We start from the raw sequence: 23,724 nt of genomic DNA on the forward strand, positions 1-23,724 counted from the left end.
ATTTTACCATAATCACTCCTTAAATTAACCCATTCATTAAAAAAACTCCCCTCATAAATAGAGGGGAGTTTTGATAATTGTTAGTTATTACTTAGTACGCTCAATTACGATAACGTCAGCTACTTCTTTACCACCGAATAAATCTCCGGAAGAAACTACAGTTCCCTTATAGCTGAACTCTGGAGTTTGTAAATCTTGATCGTACTTAGCATCTTGTACGTTGAAGTACGCACCTAACTCATAAGTTGTAACAGTTTCATCACCAGTTGTATCTACTGTCTTAACTAGTACCTTAGTAGTACCATCAACAAATACGTATTCATTAGCACCATTGTCTAAGGAGAACACGTTACCATCAAATGTTACAGTAGCATCACTTAATGGAAGAACAGTAACCATATCGAATGTGCCATCAACTGTTACTTCATCAGTTAACTTAACAAATGGAGTAGCAGATGAAAGATCTGGTAATGTAGTATCATTATCAACTGTATAAGTTACTTCTGTTCCATCAACATTTAATGTTAGATAAGTGTATGTTACAGTATCTTCTCCCTCAAGAACTTGCTCTTGAGATGTAGCTACTGCAAAACCGTATACTGGATCAAGTTGATCATCAGAAGTTGAAACAACTTCAGCTGTTAAGAAGATATAAGCTAAGCTGAATGCATCATCTGCATCTACTACGTATTGTACTTCATCGTATTCAGATAGATCAGCTAAAGTTAAAGTCTTAACTACAACTTCATTAGTCTCATCGTCAAATGAGATTTGCCAAATCTTAGTATCAGATGTTACGTTAAACTTACCATAAGTATCAAATGTTACAGAAGATGTACCTACACCATCTTCAGCAATTGTAGCTGTTTGTTCAAATGTAAAGTCAGCTGCTGAACCGTAAACAGAATCTACAACAGCTTTTCCGTCAGCATCAATTGTAAATGTGTATAGACCATTTAGAGCATAGCCAGTATCAATATTATCAACGTCTGAAACAGTTGCACGGTAAGTAACTACGTCTCCATCAAGATTTGCAACTTTGATGTCTACAACTTGAGTGATCTTGTTGTTTTCATCTAATACATTGTACTCTTCACTGCTTAAGTAGTATCCTACTACAGTTGTGTTTTCAGTTGTTTCTTCAGTTACTTCTACAGCTTTAACAATTACATCATCTTTATCTAAAGTAACTGTGTATTCAGTACCCAAGCTAAGTACAACATTTGATTTATAAGCTACACCATTAATAGTGTACTCAGAATCCTTAATACGAGTTACTTTACCAGTAACACTCTTCTCTACTAAATCAACCTTAATAGCTGTTTTAGAAGTGTCGCCACCTGGGAAACTTACATAAAGAACTTGACCTTCTTTGATATCATCAAATGTAGCTGATGCACCATTTAAGGTAATAACAGTATCTTCATCTACATAGAATCCACCATCAGTGTAATCAACATACTGATAACGGCTAGTTTCAGTAGTTGATGCTACGAACTTACCTTCTAAGTCATAACCATCTACTACTGCAAAACGTACAGCAGTACCATCTTCAGTGCTTAAGAAAGCTTTAACATTGTCACCTTCAACTAAAGTGTAAGAATCATCTTGTACACCATTATAGAAGATTGTTGCACCACTGAAAGTGTACTCAACGTCATCAACGATTAACTTACCATTTTCGTCAACAGTACCATTTACTACATAGTTTGTAGCAGGTGCTAAGTAAGTAATCTCATTATCATCATTCAATAGATAATTAACGTTTTGACCTAGAGCCCAAGCACCTACATAAGCATCAGTAGCAAATGCAGTAGCTGTTCCGTCAAGAAGAATCTTACCATCAGCATCTAATTCTGGCTCAGTTACTACAGCAGTTTTAAAGTCAGCACCTAACTTATCGTTTACAAAGATTACATCATTTGAATTAGCATCTTTAACTACGTCAAACTTATCAGCATCAGCATCATAAGCTACTACTTTTTGATCTAGTGTTGCTGAAGTTAATTGAGCAACAAGACCACGATTAGCATTAACTGCTGCTGCGAAGTCTGTACCTTCAAATAATCCTAATTCATTAGCTTTGATTAAGTAATCAAAAGGCCAGTTACCTGGTAACTCATCGTTGTAACCTAATGCACGAAGTAATACAGTTACAACTTCTTGACCAGTAATGTTCTTCTTTGGTTGGAATGTTCCATCTGGATAACCTTTAATGTATCCGTAGCTTGCTGCTGCTGCTACATATCCAGCGTACCACTCATCTCCATCAATATCAGAGAAAGCTGAAGTACCTTTTAAAAGATCAGCAGCTGCTTCCTTTCCAGTTGCGATAACGATAATTTTTGCGAACTCAGCACGAGTGATGTCGTTAGCAGGTCTAAAGGTTCCATCTGGATAACCATTTAGAACGCCAAGTGCTGTTAATTTAGCAACAGCATCTTCGTAATCAGTACCTGCTACATCACTAGGCGCTGCAGCCATTGCAGGCATAGCTAATGCAAATACTAATACGAATGCTAATAAAGCATTAACAAATTTTTTCATAACCTTTATTTCTCCTCCTCTAGAATTGTTTGGTTGAGAGTTATTTGCATATTTATTGCTCTTTCCTCCCAAGCCAGTCACCCCCTCTCTTGAGTTGAGCGTTTATTTCTTTATATTTATGTCTACGGTGTTAACCGTAGAAACTTGTAAACTATGTAATGGAAACTGATAAAACAACGGATAATTGGAAAACTATGTATATTATAAAAAACCTACTTTTCTGATTATACAATGAGATATCGCCTTCGTAAAGGGTAAATATTCCATAAATGTGGTCCAACTTTCCATAAAAGTAGGACAAGCTATCTATAAGATTACTATGTTTTTTTACAACTAATTAGACGTATTTTTTATAAAAAAGTTTCGCAGACTATAATTTTTTTTAAAATTTTATCGTTGAAAATTTTACTTTCTCAAAATGTTAAGGACCCGTTGCATCGGGTGATAGTTTTCGATAGGATTAATTACATAGAAATGAGGTGTTGAAGTTGTTAGAAAGATATCTGACGGTTAATGAATATGGCGAAAAAGCGATCATTATTCGTAAATCTGAATTTATCGGTTATGTTAAAAATGTAACTACTGAAGAAGAAGCGATTAAGTTTATAGATTCGATCAAAAAAAAGCATTGGAATGCTACACATAATTGTTCAGCTTATGTTATTGGAGAAAACGATGAGATCCAAAAGGCTAACGATGATGGTGAACCTAGCGGGACAGCTGGTAAGCCGATATTAGAGGTCATCAAAAAGAATGGACTAAAAGACACTGTAATAGTTGTAACAAGATATTTTGGTGGGATTATGTTGGGAGCCGGAGGCTTAATTCGTGCATATGGACAAGCTGCTAATGAAGCAATTCATGAAGCTGGGATTATCGAGCGAATTTTGCACACTGTAATTTCAATCACTGTAGATTATACCTGGTTAGGCAAAATAGAGAACGAGCTAAATAATAAAAAATATCAAATTGAAAAAATAGATTATCTAGAAAATGTCACTATTTATGTTTTAGCGGAAGCAGGTAAAGAAGAACAACTTGAAAAATTAATTACTAATCTCACCAGTGGTCAAGCTAAAATAGCAAGAATAGAACAAAAATATGTCGATATCCCTTATTCCAAAAAAGGAGCCTAGAATTATCTAGACTCCATTTTCATTACATTTATTATAATATATTACCTAGTTTACTTAGGTATTTTTTTCTGTTGTTTTAAGACATTTATTACAATCCTAGCTGCTTCAGAACGTTTTAATTCAAAGGTTGGATCAAAACGATATGTTTGCTTCTTCTGCCCTTCTAATAATACGTTAGGCTTACCATTCATTAGCCCAGCCTTAACAACTGCTTCAACAGAAGGAGCTGCATATAAGTTTATGAGATTGGCATCAGTAAATAATTTTTGTAATTTACTTCTGGTGCGTCCTATTTGTTTTTCATCAAGAACTGAACTGGTTTTCAAATTAGCAGCCCTAGCAATCATTACTGCCGCATCCTGCCTTGAGATAGGTTCATTCGGAGCAAAGGTACCTTCCAATTGCCCTCTTACAATTCCATACCTAGCAGCTGTTTCTATATATTTGTATTCCCATAGAGCATTTCCAACGAAACTTGGATTTTTGAAAACATCATAGAATGTCCCTTCACCTTCATAATCAAGTGGCAACTCAAACACCTTTACAAGCAGGGTAACAAATTCTCCCCTGGTAATGTTTTCTTCAGGAACAAATTGATCAGAGAATTTATTCACCATAACACCCTTTGAATATAAGATATCCAGGTCAATTCTGGCCCAACTGTGACCTACTACATCGTCGAAACTCTGATTCATATACATGACACGGAAATATCCAAAACTATCAATTGGGGCTGTTATCGTTTGTTTTTTGGTATCAACGACACCACCAATGTTTTGCCACTCGTAGATATTTTTATCCGGATTATATGTGTAATGGTAAATGGTCAGATATGGCCACGCATCAGCGCGAATATTAGCATCATATTTTAAGGTAATGGTTCCTCTAGCTGTTGGTACAATTTGATCAGCATAATATCTTTCATAGAAAATATCATCAGAGTCGTAAGGTAATTTTCCACTACCATAAATGATGTCATCAACATCTGAAGCATTTTCTCTTAATGTACCTGCATCAATCCAGATTAATTCACTTGCTGGTCTAAATCTTCCAGTTGGCTCTGCTAAATAGTTTTTACCGATTTTGGCTTTACTTGATATTGATGGATAAAAGTTATCGATCCTATTACCATCATCATCGTAATCCTTTTCTAACTCGGAAGAGATTGGATGACGGAACTTATCTACACGACCATAGGTATCCTCAGCAATACCAAATAATATCTGTCTTTGATCACTTAAATAAGGATTAATCGTACTATCATCATTTCTTCGTAACATGGTACCTTTAGGAAATTCTAGCTGAACCAGACCATCAAATACTTTTACTCTTTTAGCAATCTTTGTCTTGTACTGGGCACCTTCAAAGATCGTATCAGCATAATAAACCTCTATTTCACCATCTACAGATTGCTCCCCACGAAGAACTGAAAACTTGATCTTGTTTCTACCCGGCTTTAAGTTTCTAACCTCGTAAACAAATCCTTCCACACTATTACCAGTACGATCGATTATCCAATCCTTCTTAGCTGGTTCTTTTTTGAAGTAAACAGCATCTGCTCCTTCGGCTAACATTTCTATCCGTACAAAGTTACTATTAATAACATTGGAACGTCTTAAGTTTGGATAAATAATTTCATAAGGTAATGGTTCCCTAACTATCTCATAAGTTTTGCTACTAATAATACCTGAAGCATTTGTTACTTGAACCTGAATAGTAGTAGTGCCTAATGTAGATAAATCTACTGTTAAGTCAAAGTTTCCTTCGGATGCAGTTCCGTTTAAGTTTTGTTTCACATTATAATCATAGAATTCATCTTTATTGTTGTTAAAGTTTGATGAGTCATTAAAATTAGGATGTAACCAAGTTCCGATTTTCTCTGTAGAAACACCATTTTCGTCTTTGCGATATATTTTTACAGTTATTTTTGATGCTTCAACGAAAGTACCTAAGAATTTTACAGACTTCTCTCTTGTTGAATATTGACCTTCCTTCATTTCCTCAGTATTTACAAAGAGGTCAGCAATAGAAGGCTCGATATCCAATATAAGCTGTGGTGCTTTAGTAGTGAAAACAAAGATTTCCCAGTTTGATTCAGCAATAATATCATTGTTTTCATCTACGATTTTAAATATTATTACATTTTTACCTTCAACCAACTTTCCACTGATATCCACAGAGAAGGTATTGTCAGTGTTTCTGGTAAAAGGTACTGGAGTATCTCCCATATACGCTTTTACTTGGTTGTTAATAGGAACATTTACTAATCTTCCGTAAATCGTATTTAGAGAGTAATCAGTTAATATCTGTCCGTTGTAAATATTATCTACGATAATATATTGCATTGGTATATAAGTTAAATACCTGGTAACACTACCGATTAGCTGTTCATTGCCATTTATATCAACTGGCACAAATGTTAACGAGTGTGTACCTTCAGGAAGCCAAGAGATTATAAATTTATCATCATAAGAAAATGTGACTACATCGTCAGCTGTCAACGGATTAACAAAGGTAATAGTCTTACTATCAATCTCATTATAATCAGTACCTTCTATCTGCGGTACACCATTAAGGTATACATTTAATGAACCATTACCAACCGTATATTCTGTTGATAGATTTACAACAGTTTGGCCCGTGGTTGCTCGATAGTTTTCTACTACTTTGTTGGTGTCATATATTAAAGTAACTTGCTCTCCACCTGCTAGAGGATTTACAAACGTTATGGTATTATTATCTGTCTCATTATAATCAACACCATTTGTTTGTAAGGATCCATTTACATATACTTTGAGAGAATTCGTATTAACTGCATAACCTGAAACAACATTGAAGTTGGTCTGTCCAGCAGTTGCAGTATATGTTTCAAATAGGGAGTTAGCATCATAGATAAAGACAACTTGATCATTTGCCGCTAAAGGATTGATAAAGGTTACAGTTTTATTATCTGTTTCATTATAATCTACACCTAGTTTCTTTAAGGCACCGTTAACGATAACTATCAAAGAACCATTACCTACTGTGTAGCCTTTTGATAAAGTAAATACTGTTTGACCTGCAGTTGCTGTATAGTATTCTGCCTTATTATTATCATTTGGTAATAACTTAGTAGAATCATAATAGATATGAACATCTGAAAAGCTTGCAGAAGTAGTATTTGGTACCATCTGTAATCTGATTGGTAATTCATTTACCTGTGTATCATCAATTAGAGCGATTCCAGAATCGGCAAACTTCACTTCTTCAATAAAAGGTAATGTTGTATTTACATAATCAAAATAATATGTAGGCTTAATAACTTGTCCTGTCGCATTATTAAACTCGGTGATAATACTTTGTTTTTGCTTTGAAGTATCGATTGTAATGTTTTTAATCGTATAATTGTACACTTTATAGTTACTAGTTGACCTTGTATTATCTAATGCAATAGTTGCACTTAATGAAGGATTTCCACTTGTAGTTACTGTCAATGCATCTAAAGAGAAGGTAACAGAATCACTACCACTTTGATTAGGAATCTTGATTACGGCATCGGTAAATAATAGATTGCTAGGATTTACAGGATCAACGTCCACTTTTATATTTCCTTGCAAATATACTTCATTGGTGTCCCCTACAATTACTGGTTGCGTAACCAAATCTTTTAATTCACCAAAAGTACCATCTGCATTCATATTAGCTATTTTATTTTCAAAAGTAAAAGGTGTGCCATCGTTATAGACAAATGTCCTACTTAAAGTCATCCTTTGGGTATCATTGGTAGCAATAATTTCAAATTGTTGGTCTCCACTATCAATTTTGATATCTGCTAACCTCGTAGAATCAACTGAATCTACTTTAAACTGAAAATATCCCGTTTGGGAATTAAAATACCCTGAATATGGTGCAGAACTTCCTAATACTTGGATTTCTACGCTGTCAGCATTTGGTGCAGTACCCGTAATTACTAAGTTAGTTCCATCGTTAATCGGATCTTGTGGAACAATCATCCCATCAACAAATATTTCATCATTAACTTTTAAATCAGTAATGGTTGTCACCGGATAATAGTACACCCATCCCGGTCTAGAAGAAGTATCCGCATTTACTGAATAGATGATTATCTTATTTAATCCTTCATTTAAGATAACATTCCTAAATTCAAAAGAATTATTTCCAGTTATAAATGGAGTGTTCTTATCATACACTACGGTGATCTGTTCCCCATTTGGTTTAACACTGGTAACCGTATAATAGAACTTCTCCACTTGAGCTGGATCGAAGTTATAAAACTTTCCTTGAAGTGTTATACTCTGTGATGTCTTCCTAGTTACCAAACTTAGGTCTTTTAAGTCATTATCAATATCATTGTTGACATATCCGCTAGCATCAGGCGCATATAAACCGATGATTTCTATTGTCGGAGTTGATGCAGCTTGCGATTTTATTGGAGGCATTAAACCAACCATCAATACAATAATAAGCATCACAGATAATAATTTTTTTACCGAATTCACCTTTTTCTCTCCCCTCGTTGTCAACTGATTGTTCGTATCTTTTTCCCGAACTATTGTATATGTATCCTAATAGTAATATCGGCGATAGTTATTTAAAAGTTTATAGTGTTATAAAAAAACATCCTGCCAAATGTTGGACAGGACGTATAGAAACTTAATGATTAAAGATTTTCTTGTTTTTGCTCGTTCTTGATAAATATTTTCCGAATACTATCCAAAATCGGACGGTATGACTTACTCACCAAACCAATAGCTTCAACAAAAAGTTCTAAAGCTAACAGTAACAATCCTAAGATCAATAGTGCCCCCCAAAGGGTAGCCTGGCTAAAATAGATGGCACTAGCACCAAACAGCATACTTACAAAATAGATAAAGATAACCGCTTGACGATGAGATAAACCCAATTGCAGTAAACGATGATGTAAATGGTTTTTATCGGCTTCGGAAATCGGCTTATTATGCACCATTCTTCTAACGATTGCAAAGAAGGTATCTGAGATCGGTACTCCTAAAATCAAGATTGGCATTACAAAAGCAAATAAAGTAACATATTTAAAGCCTAAGATAGACATTGAAGCCAGCATGAAACCTAAAAACAATGCTCCTGTATCACCCATGAAAATCTTGGCTGGATGAAAGTTAAAAAAGAGAAAACCAATGATCGCTCCCAACAACGCTACACTAAGTAAGGATACAGTATTGTTAGCAATTAATAACGACATGATTAAAATCGTTGCCGTAGCTATTGCAGATACTCCTGCAGCCAAACCATCTAATCCATCTATTAAATTAATGGCATTGGATATACCAACAATCCAAACAATCGTAATCGGAATACTTAGCCAGCCAAAGATGAAGATACCATCAAAAGGTAGATTAATAAACTCAACTTTTAATCCCGATGCTACCACTACAATTGCCGCAATTAGCTGACCTAATAACTTCACTTTGGGTGATAATTGATACCTATCATCCAAAGCTCCGGTTAAGACAATGATCGTACCACCAGCTAAAATACCCCACGTCAAAATGTTTTTGGGACCTATCAGCAGGAAGGAGATTAAAAAAGCTAAATAAATTGCTAAACCTCCCAAACGCGGCATGATTCTACTATGAACCTTGCGATGATTAGGTTGATCTACTGCTCCCCAATATATCGCTATTTTTTTTACAAACGGTGTAATAAACAATGCGGATAATAATGAAATGATAAATCCGATTGATAATATAATGCTAATAGTATTTCACCCCTATCTCACAGATTTTATCTTGTAGATCTATACAAACGTTAATTTTTTAGTTTCCTAAGAACTTCTTTTATTAAAAACTGGGGAAGAACCATCATTCTTCGCCATCTAGAAGGCATAGAAATTAAACGATACAACCATTCTAATCCTAACTTTTGCCAAATTACTGGAGCGCGTTTTACCTTTCCAGATAAAACATCGAAGCTTCCTCCAACTCCCATGACTAAAGGAATCTTTAGCTGTGGCTGATGCTTACTGATCCATAGTTCCTGTCTAGGGAAACCTAAGGCAACGAATAGGATATCTGGCTTTTTCTCTGCAATGTCATTTAAGATCATCGCTTCAATATCTGAACCATCCTTAAAGTAACCATGATGTCTACCAACAAAGATGGCATTAGGATAATCATTAGCAAGCCTTTCAAATGCTAACCTATTGACCTCATCATTAGCTCCAAGTAAATATACTTTAAGCTGGTGTTGGTCTGCTTGAGACATCAAACGATGCAATAGGTCGTAACCGGCCACTCTTTCCGTAACAGGGTCATTACGAAGTCTTGAAGCATAAACCACACCAATCCCATCCGGAACTACCATATCAGCAGATTGTAAAATCCCTTTATATTCTGGTGAATTATTGGCATACATTAAGATTTCTGGATTAGCTGTAACAACATGTGTAGTCTTTCCAGATAAAATTCTTCTAGTTAAATACTCTTCTGTTTCCGTTAAACTAAGTTTGGAAAATGGAACATCCATGATAACAGAAACAGGAAAATCTCGATACTTCAGTTGTTTTTCTTGCATAATTTAACACCATACTCTCTTTATTTAGACGTATTGCTTCGAAAAAAGTTGCAGATAGTTCATTTTAATTGTTTTTTGTGTAAAATTGAGCAATCATTTTAGCAGGACGCCAGGCCAGCTCTTTTAAAGCTGGTAACCTTTTCTCTACTTCTTGACGATTGTCTTCTATATGGGCTAGTACATATTTTACCTGATCTAATAATGTTTTGAAATCTAAATCGTCAGTTGTACCTACTGGAGTCTGATTTAGCTGAGCTAAAAACTGATCGATTTTGGGATCATATGAAATACCAATACTAGGAATACCCATAGCCGTAGCGATAATTAAAGCATGTAACCTCATTCCAATCATCAATTTACTTTCCCCAATAATCCCCATTAAAGTACGAACATCATACTCATTCAGGATTTGTGCTTCTTGGGCCATTTTGCTTAACACATATTGGGAAGCTTCACGGTCCACCGGCTCATGCATTGGAACAAAGACCACCTGTTCCCCCGCTTTAACTAACTCATCGGCAACTTGAGCTATTATGTCCAAGTATTTGGTGTTATTTTTCCAAAAACGCACCGATATTAACACAGGTGAGGCTGCAATCTTTTCCTTCTGCAATATTTTTTGCACTTTTTGCTTAGTAATCGGTGATAAATTTAAAACCGGATCTACTACCACATCTATTTTATCCGCTGAAATCTTCATTTCTTGTAATAATTTTGCCGATTCCCGATCTCTAGTTGAAATGTATTTAGCCTTATTAAATCCTGAACGGATTACTGGATAAAAACCCTTCCGATGAACCGGACCAATTCCTTGAGCATAAATAAAAGTCGGCTTTCCCAATAACTGTGCCAATTGAATTATTCCCATATAATAGGGAATTGTCAACTTACCCGTTGCATCTTGCAAAAGACTTCCTCCACCACTGATTAGTCCATCTGCTTGCCTCATAGATTTCCAAATATCTATTAGACGAAAGCGGTGAACAGCCTCAACTTTATATAATTTTGCAGTTTTTTCAGGATTGGCCGATAAAACAACTGGTTTTATAAAGGGTGCTTCCTTTTTTAAAGCCTCAATAATCGACTGTAATACAGCTTCATCTCCCGCATTATCAAATCCATAATATCCAGATATCAATACTCTTTTCACAACGAGTTTACCTCCGAAACCAATTTAATCCACAATGGTTTTATGATATTCCAGCCGATGATTAGAATTATTCCCACAACCAATCCAAGTCCTAACCCAAGGAACGTACGAATTACTGAAACAACAAACGGTGTATGAAGGTGGGTAAAGGTACTTACAATAGATAGTTGACCCATAGCTGCTGCGACCAATAGGTAAGCAGCACGTTTATAATAATATGATAAGTAAAGACCAAATAGCAATAAAGGATACCCGATAAGAAATTCCTTCGTCCTAGGACGAATATCTAAATAGGTTTGTAACATTTTTCTAAAACTTAATTCTAATGATGATACAGTAGCACTATTACCAGAACGTGCTAAATAATAAAGAATCATTCCGCCCAATATTCCTAGAATCAATAAATAATAATTTTTAAAATTACCTTTCAACCAGGTAATTAATGGCTCATTAAAGGACCACATCACCAATATTAATGTAAGCAATAATGGGGCTAAATAAAGGACAGAAACCCCTCTAAACTGATCTAAATAAAGTGAATATTTAACATGACTGAACATCGCAGCAACAATCCATGCTCCAAAAAAGCTGATTAGTGATGTGATTAAATATACCTTTAATATATGAATAAAGGAAACCTTTTTATTATACACCTTTGATTGTTGTAAGCTATAGTAGATAGCTATTACAGGAACAGCTACTGCAGTAGCCAAAGCAACAAATTTGAAATATAGTGATTCTAACCCTAAAACCTTAGCTATTACTATTCCAAGCATTCCCAAGATAAATACTGGCCACTTCATAAACGAGAAAAATATAGCAACCATTACACTGATTATGGCTATACCTGCAATAAGCGTCAGCCAACGGGCAGTACCCATCCAACTTTTCTCCTGATAACTAAATCCAGAGGCTTTTCCCAATGTAAAACCTTCTTGTTGCAAACGATTTGCTATATTTTCGATAACAAACACCGTTTTATCAATAATCTTTTCTGGAGATTCTTTAAGAGTTATATAATCAAAACTTTGTAAAGGAACGTGGTTACTATAAGTCATCACGGCATGGATATAAATCAACCGAATATTTCTCTCGGTTACCGCTAACTCCACCTGTTCCTGTAAATCCATAGGATTATTTACAAGTTTCATCGTACCTTCTGACAGGGAATGAACCCTAGAGATATTAGACCAAGCTAAATCAAAGGCTAGACTTTTAATTCCGGCTTGTTCCTTGATTAATTCCACATTCCCTAACCCAACTTGATTTAGATTCAATATCTTTGCTACATCATTTAAGTAGGAAGGAAAACCAGTTACCTCTTCCCCTTGAAATATGATATAGGTAGGTTTAAACTGTACAACCTGTTCTATTAAAGCTAATGTTCTTTCTTTATCTGAGTAACTATTAGAGATTCTAGGTACAACATTGAAACCATAGGATTTAACCTTTTCCACCAATGTTGGGTCTATCCCCAAAGAAAGCTGCTTTACTTGACGATATGGTACAGCAAGTTCCAAACCATTGAAGCCATTCCAAGTAAATTCAGTAACCTCTCCCTCTTTAGCGAGAAATTGTTTTATTAATGGAGTCCAAACATTTTCTAACTCTTTATTCTTAAATAATATATATGTGTGATAAGGATTAATATCAAAGTCGAATTGAATGGTGTTTAATGGGGATAGCAATTCTTTTCCACTATACACCCAAACATCACCAGTATATTCACCTCTTAACTTTAATCGTTCTAAAGTTGTTTCATAGATGGCAATACTTTTTACATCACCATTGATTTCAGATAAAATCCCGTCCTCAACCTGCTCTGGATTTTCAGAGTTATTTGCTAAGATAAAGATATCATCATAATCCATTACAAGCTCGACTTGGTTTGCAGTTTTTTCCCAAGTTATTCTTTCATTAATCAAGAGGATCGATGCTATAAATCCAATTATAACAACAACGATTAATGCTTTATTTAATAGCTTCTCCATAAGTCCTCCTATCCTTCACTATTCTCCTTGACCTTTTGATAATTTTTCAGAAAGTAGATCATGTAATCTTGCCCTTTCTTGGTCACTTACAACATAATACCACAAGTTAAGTTCGCCAAAACGCTTAGACTCTCCATTTACCTTAAGAGAACTAAGATTATTACTTGTAGCATCTCGATAGGTTGTAAGTATTTTAATCATATCCGCTTTAGGAATATCTGTTTTTAAATGATCTCCCACTATATTCATTAACTCAAAAATATATTTTGTAGTACGAATATCTAAAGTTTTGTCTAAGACAGCTTTGATAACTTTTTTCTGTCTTTCAATCCGTCCTAAATCCCCAAGCTTATCATGTCGGAATCTAGCATACCCTAATGCTTGTTCACCATTTAATACTTGAAGTCCAGGCTGTAGGTCTATATATAGATTACCAGCCACATCGGTATATTTCATCCTCTTATCAACATTTATTTCGATGCCACCAATGGTATCGATCACCTTTTCAAAACCTTTGAAATCAATTGTAACATAATAATCGATAGGAATATTGAAGAAATTCTCGACAGTTGCGATAACTGTTGGAATCCCATACTGCATTGAATGATTAACCTTATCCTTATATCCTTTACCAACGATTTCAGTATAAGTGTCTCGTGGCAAAGAAACCTCGGTAATTGATTTGTCCTTTGGATTTAAAACCATAAGCATAATCGTATCGGTACGGCCAACCTCAGTTCTATTACCATCCACTCCTAATAATAGGATAGATAGGGGTTCTTCTAATACATTTTTATCTACGTTAGAAACAACATTTTTTTCATTATTGTTAGGTATTCTTTCAACCTCTTGGTAAGAATTATCTAATGTATTCCACAAATAAACAACTACTACAGCAAAAACGGTCATAATAGCTAAAATAACGATCAAAAAAGATTTTAATACTCTTTCTAAACGTTGTTTATTTTGAGAGTCCATATCTTCTCCACCTTCGCCTTAAACAATTAGTACATTATATATTAGACTTTTTTTTAATCCAAAAGTTTCTAATTACCATTATTCTTCTCAAATTAATCAATCTATACTTAATATTACATTAAATATCTTGATATTTCTTCTTTCTTTTTTTGGAATTTTTATTTGAGCTAAGTGGTTTAAATTTTTTCGAGGTGTTAATAATGAAAAATAAAAAAGGTAGGGATCATTTATGAAATGGCTAATTTCTTGGGGACCGGTTATATTATGGATGGCTTTTATCTACTTCCTTTCTTCGTTACCAATATAATAGAAAGGTAGGTGATATTGTGGATACAATGTTTCTAATAAGAAAATTAGGACATGTCACAGTTTATCTAATACTAACTTTACTTATCCTTAGAGCAATGAAAAAAAGAAAGCAATCACATATGCCTAAAAGCACATATGTAATTGCTTTTGTGATCGCCATTATGTATGCTATCTCTGATGAATATCACCAATCCTTGACGGGTTTTAGAGATGGGAGATTGATGGATGTTGGTATTGATGGAATTGGTGTGTTGTTGGGGATGTGGGTGTATAGTAGGTTTATTCAGAAAGTCTATTTTCGGTGAATAACATTAACCTCGGGTGTAATGTTCAGTAGCTATTTCTTTAATATATCTAAATAATCCCTTTTTAGAACTTGGCTTAACTATCGATCCTTTGTTCATTAAAAATCTAGCTAAGTATAATCCACCAAAGTATATTAAAATCGCAATTATCACAGAGTTAATTGTAGAATCGATAACTTCTTTTCCCCAGAATATGTAATATACAAAGTATATAAGAAATACATAACTTAAGTGAATAACTTTGTAAAGATTCCCCACATCTGTCTTGACTTCTAGTTTAGCTCTTTCCCAATCCTCTTTCAAAAGTTCAGAAATCTTATAAATAAACTCTTTTTCTTCCATTTCAACAATATTTTCATTTTCACTATTTTTCTTACAATTATTATCTGCACACTTCTTAATGATATTTTTCATTAATTCGATTATCTCATTATCATGTTTATCATGTGGGTTCAAACGCACTTGTAATTCATACATTATTTTTTCCTTATTACATGGCTCTGCTTCGATAAACTTAACAGACTTTTCTCTGATATCTTTTCGCCAGTTTTGACGTTCTTCAACTATATACCTTGCAATATGCTCCTTGTCTTTAACTTTTATAGTATATAAAGCTGTTACTAAAGATGCCAGTACAGAAGAACCTAGGGCTATTGAAATTGTTTCTATATTCATTTATTTCTCACTCCATGTCGAATATATTCATAAATTAGTTTTCTTCACTTATAGCTACTTCTTTATGTACAGGAGCTTTTACTTCTCTTTCAATAACTCTTACTAAATAATTGAGAAAATCCTCTCTTAAATCTTCTCTTCTCAACGCAAACTCCACTGTGGCCTCTAAAAAACCTAATTTATTCCCTACATCATATCTCTTTCCTTCAAAGTTATATGCATACATCGCTTCTCTGTGTGCTAACTCTTTCAAGGCATCAGTGAGTTGAATCTCCCCACCTTTACCAGGTTTCGTATGTTCAAGTATCTCAAAAATAGCAGGGTTTAAAATATATCTTCCAAGGATCGCTACATTTGATGGAGCTTCTTCTACAGATGGTTTCTCTACTAAATCATTTACTTTATAAACCCTTCCTTCTATGTGCTTTCCTTCAACAATACCATATTTACTTACATCTTCCTTGGCTACTTCCTGTACTCCTAGGATAGTTGTTTTATATTCGTCATAAGCTTCAATCAGCTGTTTCAAACATGGTTTATCTCCATGAACAATGTCATCACCCAAAAGAACAGCAAAAGGTTCATTACCTATAAAACTCTTAGCACAGTAAATAGCATGTCCTAAGCCTTTTGGTTCCTTCTGACGGATATAGTGAATATTCACCATATCTGAGATTTTTCTTACTTCAGCTAATAAATCATGTTTACCTTTATTTTCTAATTCAAGTTCTAATTCTATAGATTTATCGAAATGATCTTCTATGGATTTTTTATTTCTACCAGTTACAATAAGTATCTCTTCAATGCCTGATGCTACTGCTTCTTCTATAATATATTGCAATGTAGGTTTATCAACAATTGGTAGCATTTCTTTAGGCTGAGCTTTTGTTGCGGGTAGAAATCTTGTACCTAGTCCCGCTGCTGGTATTATAGCTTTGCGTACTTTCATTGGTATTTACCCCCTAACCAAATCCTAATAATTTTACATTATCAATTAATCACTATACCCATTGGGATTATTACTGTGCCAGTTCCAAGCATCAGTAATAATTTTTTCTAATGAATCAAATCGAGGATTCCATCCTAAGATAATTTTAGCCTTTTCTGATGAAGCAATTAATATCGCTGGATCTCCAGGTCTTCTTTCTTTTACTTCAGCAGGTATAGGATGTCCTGTTACTTTTCTTGCTGTTTCTATTACTTCTTTTACTGAATATCCATTACCATTACCAAGATTAAAAATATCACTTTTATTTCCTTCTCTTAGATATTCCAATGCTAAATAATGGGCCTTTGCTAAATCCATTACATGAATATAATCTCTGATGCAAGTACCATCATTTGTAGGATAATCATCACCAAAAATATATATTTTTTCTCTTTTTCCTAACGGTACTTGAAGAATAAGTGGTATCAAATGTGTTTCAAGGTTATGAGCTTCCCCTATTGCTCCACTTTCATGGGCACCTGCTGCATTAAAATATCTGAGTGAAACATATTTAATCCCATAGGCTCTATCAAACCACTTCATCATCTTTTCAATAGCCAATTTGGTTTCACCATAAGTATTAGTTGGATTTGTTTCATCATATTCAAGTATAGGAATGTTTTTGGGTTCTCCATATGTAGCAGCAGTTGATGAAAATACTATTTTATTTACATGATTTTTCTTCATAACTTCCAATAAACACATCATACCGTACACATTATTATGGTAATATTCAAAAGGTTTTTCCATACTTTCTCCAACTAAAGAATTGGCTGCAAAATGAATAACAGCTTCCACATTATGAGTCTTAAACACTTTATCTAATTCTTCTTTATTCCTTATATCTATTTGATAATAATTATTAACTTGAGCAGCTTCTCTATGTCCACTTTGTAAGTTATCTACTACTATTACATCTTCATTATTATCTAAAAAATACCTTAATGTATGAGAGCCGATATAACCTGCTCCGCCTGTTATTAGTATTGACATATAAATTTATCCTCCATCTTAAAATTATTTATTTAGCTAATTACAGACTTTAAAATTTAATTTATCTTCTTCATCTATTAGGATAATGTCTCTATTTAACATAGCTTTTTGGTCAAAGATATATGGTCATTTCACAGGTAAGATACTTCTTTGCTAGGATAAGCATAATTCCTTCCCTTGATATTGGATTAGTTCCACTAAAAATTTTAGTTTCTATGAATTTTATAAACAAAACTAACCCCTATTCTAAACAAACTATTACCTTTTAACTATAAACCAAGGATTTAGTAGGTTCTCTTTGTTGTATTCTAATTTTTCATTTGTTTCAACATCGACAACAATACCATTTGCTTGTTCAACGATGGCTTGTCCTGCAGCCGTATCCCACTCCATTGTTGGAGCGAACCTAGGATAAACATCTGCTTTTCCTTCGGCAATATAACATAGTTTCAGAGAACTTCCAGCCGAAATAATTTCTACTTCACCAACTTCTTTTCGTAATTTATTAATGTAATCCTCAGTTTCTTTTGACATATGAGAACGACTAGCAATTACAGTGGTTATTGCTTTTTCTTTTGAAATAGGAAGTTTCATAGAATGGCTGACTAATCCTTTATCACTTAATATATCTCTACCATTTAGCAAAAACTCTTTACAATTAGTTAACTTATATGAGCCTAAATCCTTCTTTGCAAAGTAAACTGTATCTAATACAGGTGCGTATATAACACCTATAACGGGTTTGTTTCTATGTATAAGTGCAATATTTACTGTAAATTCTCCATTACGCTTAATGAATTCCTTAGTTCCGTCCAACGGATCTACTAGCCAAAAATAATCCCAGTTTTTTCTTTCATCATAAGAGATACCCTTGCCCTCTTCACTTAATAATGGTATTTCTGGATATAATCGTTTTAATTCACTAGCTATCAACTCATGTGAACGTTTATCTGCTAAAGTCAATGGTGATTTATCTTGTTTACTTTCAATATTGAAATCTGTATTATAAATTTTTATGATCTCATTACCTGCTTTTATCGAGATTTGAACAATATTAAATATATTAATTTTCTCTAACATTCTTTACCCTGCCTTAGTTTTATTATAATTTCAACACTAAATAACACCATACACTTTTACTTTAAATTCTCTAGATACTAATAAATACCCTAAAATGTTAACGAATCCTATTGCAATCATACTTGCAAATGCTGCTCCATTTATACCGTACCTCGGGATGAGTAAAAAATTTAAAACAATATTTATTACACTTGCAGTAAAGTTCCCATACATCTGTAATTTAGGTTTACCTGTCATGGCAAGCATTAACCATACACTTCCTACTGCAGCATTAATAAATTGACCTATACTCCTTAATACTAAAGCAAATTGCCCTGCTACGATATCTTCACCAAATACTAGCAAAATATATTTACTAAAAATCACTATGAAAATTAACGCTACCAAAGATATTAAACTTAATATACGTGTGGATTGCATATAAATTTTTCTTAATTCTTCAAGTTTTCCCTTATGATAAAGTGAAGAGATTTGAGGAGCAAAAACAGTATTAAATATGACTAAAATTACCGAAGTAAGGTTAGCAACTTGTACTGCTATTTGGTAGATCCCAACGCTTTTCTTATCTATCATCGTTCCAAGCATTATAATATCTATTCGATCCATCATAACTCCCATAATAGCAGCAATAACCAGAGGGAACGAATATCGTAAAAAAGTCTTATCATAAACAATTTTATTAAATCTATCTTTATTCTGGTAAAAATAAATAGCAATTGAAAAGATAAATGAAAAATAAACACCTAAAGCTATACTTTTAGCATTTTTTCCAATAAAAAAATAAAAGACTATTACTAATAAGATTCGTAACAATATAGAAATAAATCCATTAACAAAATAATATTCTTTAATTTTTCCTGTTGCGCGATAAACACCAAAATAAATCTGTTCCATTGAAAGCAACCATACTAATGGTAACATCAATCGAACAAAACTATCTGTAATAAAATAAAATGTTAATACTACTAACAGAAGCGATAAAATTGCGTTGATAAAAAAACTCAGACTCACATACTTATTCCCATTCTTAGGGATATAATAGATCAGACCATTATCCAATCCAGCTTTTGCGAAAATCATAATAAAAGATACTAGTGTAAAAGCATATGTGTATTCACCAAACGCTTCTACACCATATAATCTAGTAGCAACTAACGAAAAAATCATAGTAAACAATACATATGATACTTTTCCGAAAAAAGATTCTATTATTTTTTTTATAAAGTGATTATTTATAAGAAACTTTTCAAATAAATTTACTCTAATCAAATCCTTAACCCCTACCACAAAATATATTTTATCTAATACAACTAGTTACTTTTATTATTTTTTAACCACTTATTTCTAAAATGATTTATTTCTTCTTCACTATAAAAATGCTTCATATACCTAGAATTATATAGGGTATCTATATATTCTTCACTAGGAGAAAATTTCTTCTTAAAATCTTTATATAGATCAGCATACCATTTTTTACTTGAAATGTTTACATTTTTAAGTTTAAAATCTTCTATTTCTAAAAAATCACCAATCTGTTTTTCCAATTCATTTAATTTTTCCATTTTAATGACCAGTAAATTTATATTATCTTTTTTTATGATAGAAAAACCTTTTTCTTTATCGAAATTATAATCATATATATCAATATTAAATGCTCTTTTAAGTTCTTTATCAAACCAATCTACCCCATATTCATGATTAAATTTATCTATATACATTTTGTAAATCATTTCATTATTAACATTTTCCTCATATCTATTATCAAAAAACTTAGCAATCTCAAATATCGGAATATGAATGTCTTGAAAAAACATAGATATATTTCTTGATATGGGTTCTCTAACCAAAGTAATTATTTTTATACGTTTATTTCTCCTTAATATATACCTTTTTAAATACGCAAATATCTTATATCTAATTCTTTCTTTTAAAGAAACATAGAATTTTATTGATTGATAATTTTTAAAATGGTCATATGCATTTTGAGAATATAAACTATGAATATGTATTACATTTTTCGAATAATTTTTAATGCTTTCTTCTATGCTCGTTGAACCTACCTTTCCCATCTGGTAAATGATAATTGCATCATCACTTAAATATTTTGATAATCTTTTCAGTGTTTTTATCATTTATATCCCTCATTACTTAAAATTCTTCGATAAAATTACCAATTACACCACTACACTTTGGTACATGATTTTTCAACGGACACCTATATGGCTCCTTGATTTTAATATTTTTTTCTTTACTCCCACATATTAAATATTATTTGATCTTCTTGTAACATAGTTTTTAGTTTTAAATACATAGAATCAAAGCTTTCATCATCTAAATGAAGATTAATATTTGTCTCTTTTCCTTCATAATCCCCAAGCCATATCACCTTAATTTCATCTGGTTTCATCACATTTTTTAGAATATCTATGTCATTATTATTAATATCAGTAGCTGAAACTATTACAATATGGCCCGCATCTAACATAATATGTGAAATTTCTGCTAATCTCCTTATATGTTCCTGCCTGTTTTCCATGCTATTTTCAACTTTGATATCTGCACCTAATCCATAAAGTAAATTACTCATCCCTAAATAATAAACTAATCTGCCTTCTGCAAACATTCTACTTTCAACATACTTAGCAAATTCTTTTTTATTTACATCTTTATTTCCTGTAATTAATACCAAGGTTGGTTTTTGACCAAAACGTTCCGCTCTTTGACGCTTTGAAATATGACTATTTTCCCACTTATAATTTCTTGTTAATACTTTTTCTCTTATCCACGTTTGTTCATCTTCTAGGGTTTCTTGAATAATTCCTCCACCCGAGATTTCATAGTCATCTATTATGACAAAACGACTAGTATTAGCTAAATCTTTAGTTAAATCAAAAGCAATTGGTTTGATCGTTTCAATAATAACTTCAGCTACTTCATGGCGTTTTACACGATTACTTTCTTTACTAACTAATGAAGAAGCATCTAATACTCTAACAACTTTTTCAATTTTTGCTTGTACCTTAGCAGTACCATTTTTTAAAAAATATTGCCTTCCTTCTACTAAATCGTTTACACCTAACCAAAATAATTTCGTACTGATACGTGTTGCTACTTGAGGTTTCAACTCATTAGATTTGCAGGCAAGTTCGCCTCGAGTAATGTATATTTGTTCTGTGAGAGTAAATCCAGTAGCACTCCCTGCATAATCTTCAGTTTTAACCGGTCCATTAAAATATTCAATAGATTTAATAGATGATTTCTTGCCGGAAGGATAAAATATTATTTCATCACCAACTGAAATCTTACCGGTTTCAATTGTACCAGCAACAATCCGACGATTATCTCCATTATTTGTAAACTTGTATATATCTTGAACAGGCATTCTAAACACTTCATCAATTGGAAGCTTACTATTATCCATAGCATCTAATACTTCTAATACAGTCTCACCATCAAACCAAGAAAGATTATCAGTTTTCTTTACTATGAAATCTCCATGGTACCCACTTACTGGGATGAACTTATCTACATTAACGCCTATTTCCTTTAAAAAGGCATTATATTCTTTTACTATTTCGTAATAACGTTCTTCGTCATAACCAATTAAGTCCATTTTATTTACTAACACAACTATTTGTCTAATGCCTAACATAGATAATAAATATCCATGTCGCTTGGAGTTTTCTTGAACTCCTTCATTTGCATCTATCACTAACAGCGCTGCCTCTGCTCTAGATGCTCCAGTCACCATGTTTTTCAAAAATTCTATGTGACCAGGAGCATCAATAATGATATATTTTCTTTTTTTTGTTTTAAAAAATACTCGAGCTGAATCAATTGTGATCCCTTGGGCTTGTTCATCCTTTAATGCATCCAATAAAAATGAATATTCGAATGGTTTTGAGTTTCTTCGACAAGTTTCTTTTACTTGCTCTAATTTACCTTTAGGCAAAGAATTTGTATCAGCTAAGAGTCTTCCAATGATCGTACTCTTCCCATGATCAACATGTCCTACGATAACTATATTCATATTTTCTTCAGATAGTTTATCTGCACTCTCTTCTGTTAATACTTCCTTTTCAAGATCAACTATTTTAGTCATTTATTATTCTGCCCCCTATATCACATATATCCATCTTTTCTTAGTTCCTCTAATCCACCGCCATCTTCTTTGTCCTGTTCTCTTCCTGATCTTTCGGCAATATTAGCAAATTTTCCGGTTTTTAACTCTTTTACTATGTCATCAACTGTTCTAGATTCTGAATCCACAGGACTTGTACATGGCCAACATCCTAGAGAGCGGTATCTTTTGTTATTGCCTTGATTAAAATATAAAGAAACTACAGGTATGTTTTCTCTTTGAATATATTCCCATATATCTAACTCAGTCCAGTCTAATAAAGGATGAATGCGTACATGCGTCCCTGGAGCAAAATCTGTTTTGTAATAATTCCAAAATTCTGGAGGTTGCTCTCCTATGTTCCAATCATTTTGTTTATCACGAGGAGAAAAATACCGTTCTTTAGAACGACTGCCTTCTTCATCTGCACGCACACCCACAATGACACCAGTAAATGGTTTGGGGTTTTCTTCCAATTCATATTCTCCGGTGTCTTGATTCAGACGGTAACGTTTACCTGTGCCACTTAGGGTATCTTTTAAGGCTTGTGATTTTAAGTTTCTACAACATTCTATTCTTGAAACATTCCCATCCGGAAAAGTTAACTTCTTTGCTAATGCATCTTCGTTTTGTCCTACAATCATATCAATATTCCACTCTCTAGCAAATCTATCACGATACTCTATCATTTCTTTAATTTTGTAATTTGTATCTACATGAATTAACGGGAATGGTATATGACCATAAAATGCTTTACGTGTTAGCCAAACCAGTACAGTACTATCTTTTCCTATTGACCATAACATTCCTAAATCTTTAAATTGACTATACGCTTCCCTAATGATATGAATACTTTTATTTTCTAGTTTTGTTAAATGATCCATAATTAATATCACTCCA

The 23,724-nt window shown here is 33.2% G+C and carries 16 protein-coding genes and 1 pseudogene; 2 read left to right on the forward strand and 15 right to left on the reverse strand.

Translation table 11 applies throughout. The features are described from left to right. Positions 1-87 precede the first annotated feature (87 nt). On the reverse strand, positions 88-2,619 hold the full coding sequence (locus BHF71_RS03330) for an S-layer homology domain-containing protein (protein ID WP_069656255.1): 2,532 nt from the start codon (positions 2,617-2,619) through the stop codon (positions 88-90). Between the two features lie 416 nt (positions 2,620-3,035). Here BHF71_RS03330 and BHF71_RS03335 point away from each other — a divergent pair, with 416 nt between their 5' ends. Beyond that, complete coding sequence (locus BHF71_RS03335; RefSeq protein WP_069656256.1) at positions 3,036-3,683, forward strand: YigZ family protein; 648 nt, start codon at positions 3,036-3,038, stop codon at positions 3,681-3,683. Positions 3,684-3,733: 50 nt separating this feature from the next. On the opposite strand, the gene BHF71_RS03340 is transcribed toward BHF71_RS03335, so the two are convergent. From BHF71_RS03340 to BHF71_RS03365, 6 genes are all read right to left on the reverse strand, one after another. Beyond that, complete coding sequence (locus BHF71_RS03340; protein ID WP_069656257.1) at positions 3,734-8,182, reverse strand: S-layer homology domain-containing protein; 4,449 nt, start codon at positions 8,180-8,182, stop codon at positions 3,734-3,736. A gap of 161 nt (positions 8,183-8,343) precedes the next feature. Beyond that, complete coding sequence (locus tag BHF71_RS03345; protein ID WP_069656258.1) at positions 8,344-9,411, reverse strand: glycosyltransferase family 4 protein; 1,068 nt, start codon at positions 9,409-9,411, stop codon at positions 8,344-8,346. Between the two features lie 59 nt (positions 9,412-9,470). Next, complete coding sequence (locus BHF71_RS03350; RefSeq protein ID WP_069656259.1) at positions 9,471-10,235, reverse strand: WecB/TagA/CpsF family glycosyltransferase; 765 nt, start codon at positions 10,233-10,235, stop codon at positions 9,471-9,473. A 64-nt stretch (positions 10,236-10,299) separates the two neighbouring features. Then, the gene (gene csaB, locus BHF71_RS03355) at positions 10,300-11,385 is read right to left on the reverse strand and encodes a polysaccharide pyruvyl transferase CsaB (protein ID WP_176717298.1); all 1,086 of its coding nucleotides are present in this window, start codon (positions 11,383-11,385) and stop codon (positions 10,300-10,302) included. Then, on the reverse strand, positions 11,382-13,376 hold the full coding sequence (locus tag BHF71_RS03360; protein ID WP_069656261.1) for a DUF5693 family protein: 1,995 nt from the start codon (positions 13,374-13,376) through the stop codon (positions 11,382-11,384). The genes csaB and BHF71_RS03360 overlap by 4 nt, the downstream gene beginning before the upstream one ends. An 18-nt stretch (positions 13,377-13,394) precedes the next feature. Beyond that, on the reverse strand, positions 13,395-14,354 hold the full coding sequence (locus tag BHF71_RS03365; RefSeq protein WP_069656262.1) for an LCP family protein: 960 nt from the start codon (positions 14,352-14,354) through the stop codon (positions 13,395-13,397). Between the two features lie 320 nt (positions 14,355-14,674). On the opposite strand from BHF71_RS03365, the pseudogene BHF71_RS03370 reads away from it, so the two are divergent. Continuing rightward, a pseudogene (locus BHF71_RS03370) lies at positions 14,675-14,968 on the forward strand (VanZ family protein); the annotation flags it as partial. 6 nt (positions 14,969-14,974) lie between these two features. On the opposite strand, the gene BHF71_RS03375 reads toward BHF71_RS03370, so the two are convergent. The 8 genes from BHF71_RS03375 to cysD all read right to left on the reverse strand — a co-directional run bounded on the left by BHF71_RS03375 (position 14,975) and on the right by cysD (position 23,708). Further along, positions 14,975-15,643, reverse strand: coding sequence for a hypothetical protein (locus BHF71_RS03375; protein ID WP_069656264.1), 669 nt, complete (start codon positions 15,641-15,643; stop codon positions 14,975-14,977). Between the two features lie 34 nt (positions 15,644-15,677). Beyond that, positions 15,678-16,592 (reverse strand): UTP--glucose-1-phosphate uridylyltransferase GalU, encoded by a 915-nt coding sequence (galU, locus tag BHF71_RS03380; protein WP_069656265.1) that lies wholly within the window; start codon positions 16,590-16,592, stop codon positions 15,678-15,680. Positions 16,593-16,637: 45 nt separating this feature from the next. Then, positions 16,638-17,624, reverse strand: coding sequence for a UDP-glucose 4-epimerase GalE (gene galE, locus BHF71_RS03385; RefSeq protein WP_069656266.1), 987 nt, complete (start codon positions 17,622-17,624; stop codon positions 16,638-16,640). Positions 17,625-17,882: 258 nt separating this feature from the next. Then, the gene (gene cysQ, locus BHF71_RS03390; protein WP_069656267.1) at positions 17,883-18,704 is read right to left on the reverse strand and encodes a 3'(2'),5'-bisphosphate nucleotidase CysQ; all 822 of its coding nucleotides are present in this window, start codon (positions 18,702-18,704) and stop codon (positions 17,883-17,885) included. 36 nt (positions 18,705-18,740) lie between these two features. Continuing rightward, positions 18,741-19,973 carry a flippase gene (locus tag BHF71_RS03395; RefSeq protein ID WP_069656268.1) on the reverse strand — a complete coding sequence of 411 codons (1,233 nt, stop codon included), beginning with the start codon at positions 19,971-19,973 and terminating at the stop codon, positions 18,741-18,743. Between the two features lie 41 nt (positions 19,974-20,014). Beyond that, entirely contained in the window at positions 20,015-20,836 is an 822-nt protein-coding gene (locus BHF71_RS03400) for a putative capsular polysaccharide synthesis family protein (protein ID WP_069656269.1), read from the reverse strand. 116 nt (positions 20,837-20,952) lie between these two features. After that, a complete protein-coding gene (locus BHF71_RS03405; protein ID WP_069656270.1) occupies positions 20,953-22,806 on the reverse strand; it encodes a GTP-binding protein in 1,854 nt (617 codons plus the stop codon). A 20-nt stretch (positions 22,807-22,826) separates the two neighbouring features. Beyond that, positions 22,827-23,708, reverse strand: coding sequence for a sulfate adenylyltransferase subunit CysD (gene cysD / locus BHF71_RS03410; RefSeq protein WP_069656271.1), 882 nt, complete (start codon positions 23,706-23,708; stop codon positions 22,827-22,829). Positions 23,709-23,724 lie beyond the last annotated feature (16 nt).

The sequence above is a fragment of the Vulcanibacillus modesticaldus genome (assembly GCF_001730235.1).
Classification (GTDB): domain Bacteria; phylum Bacillota; class Bacilli; order Tepidibacillales; family Tepidibacillaceae; genus Vulcanibacillus; species Vulcanibacillus modesticaldus.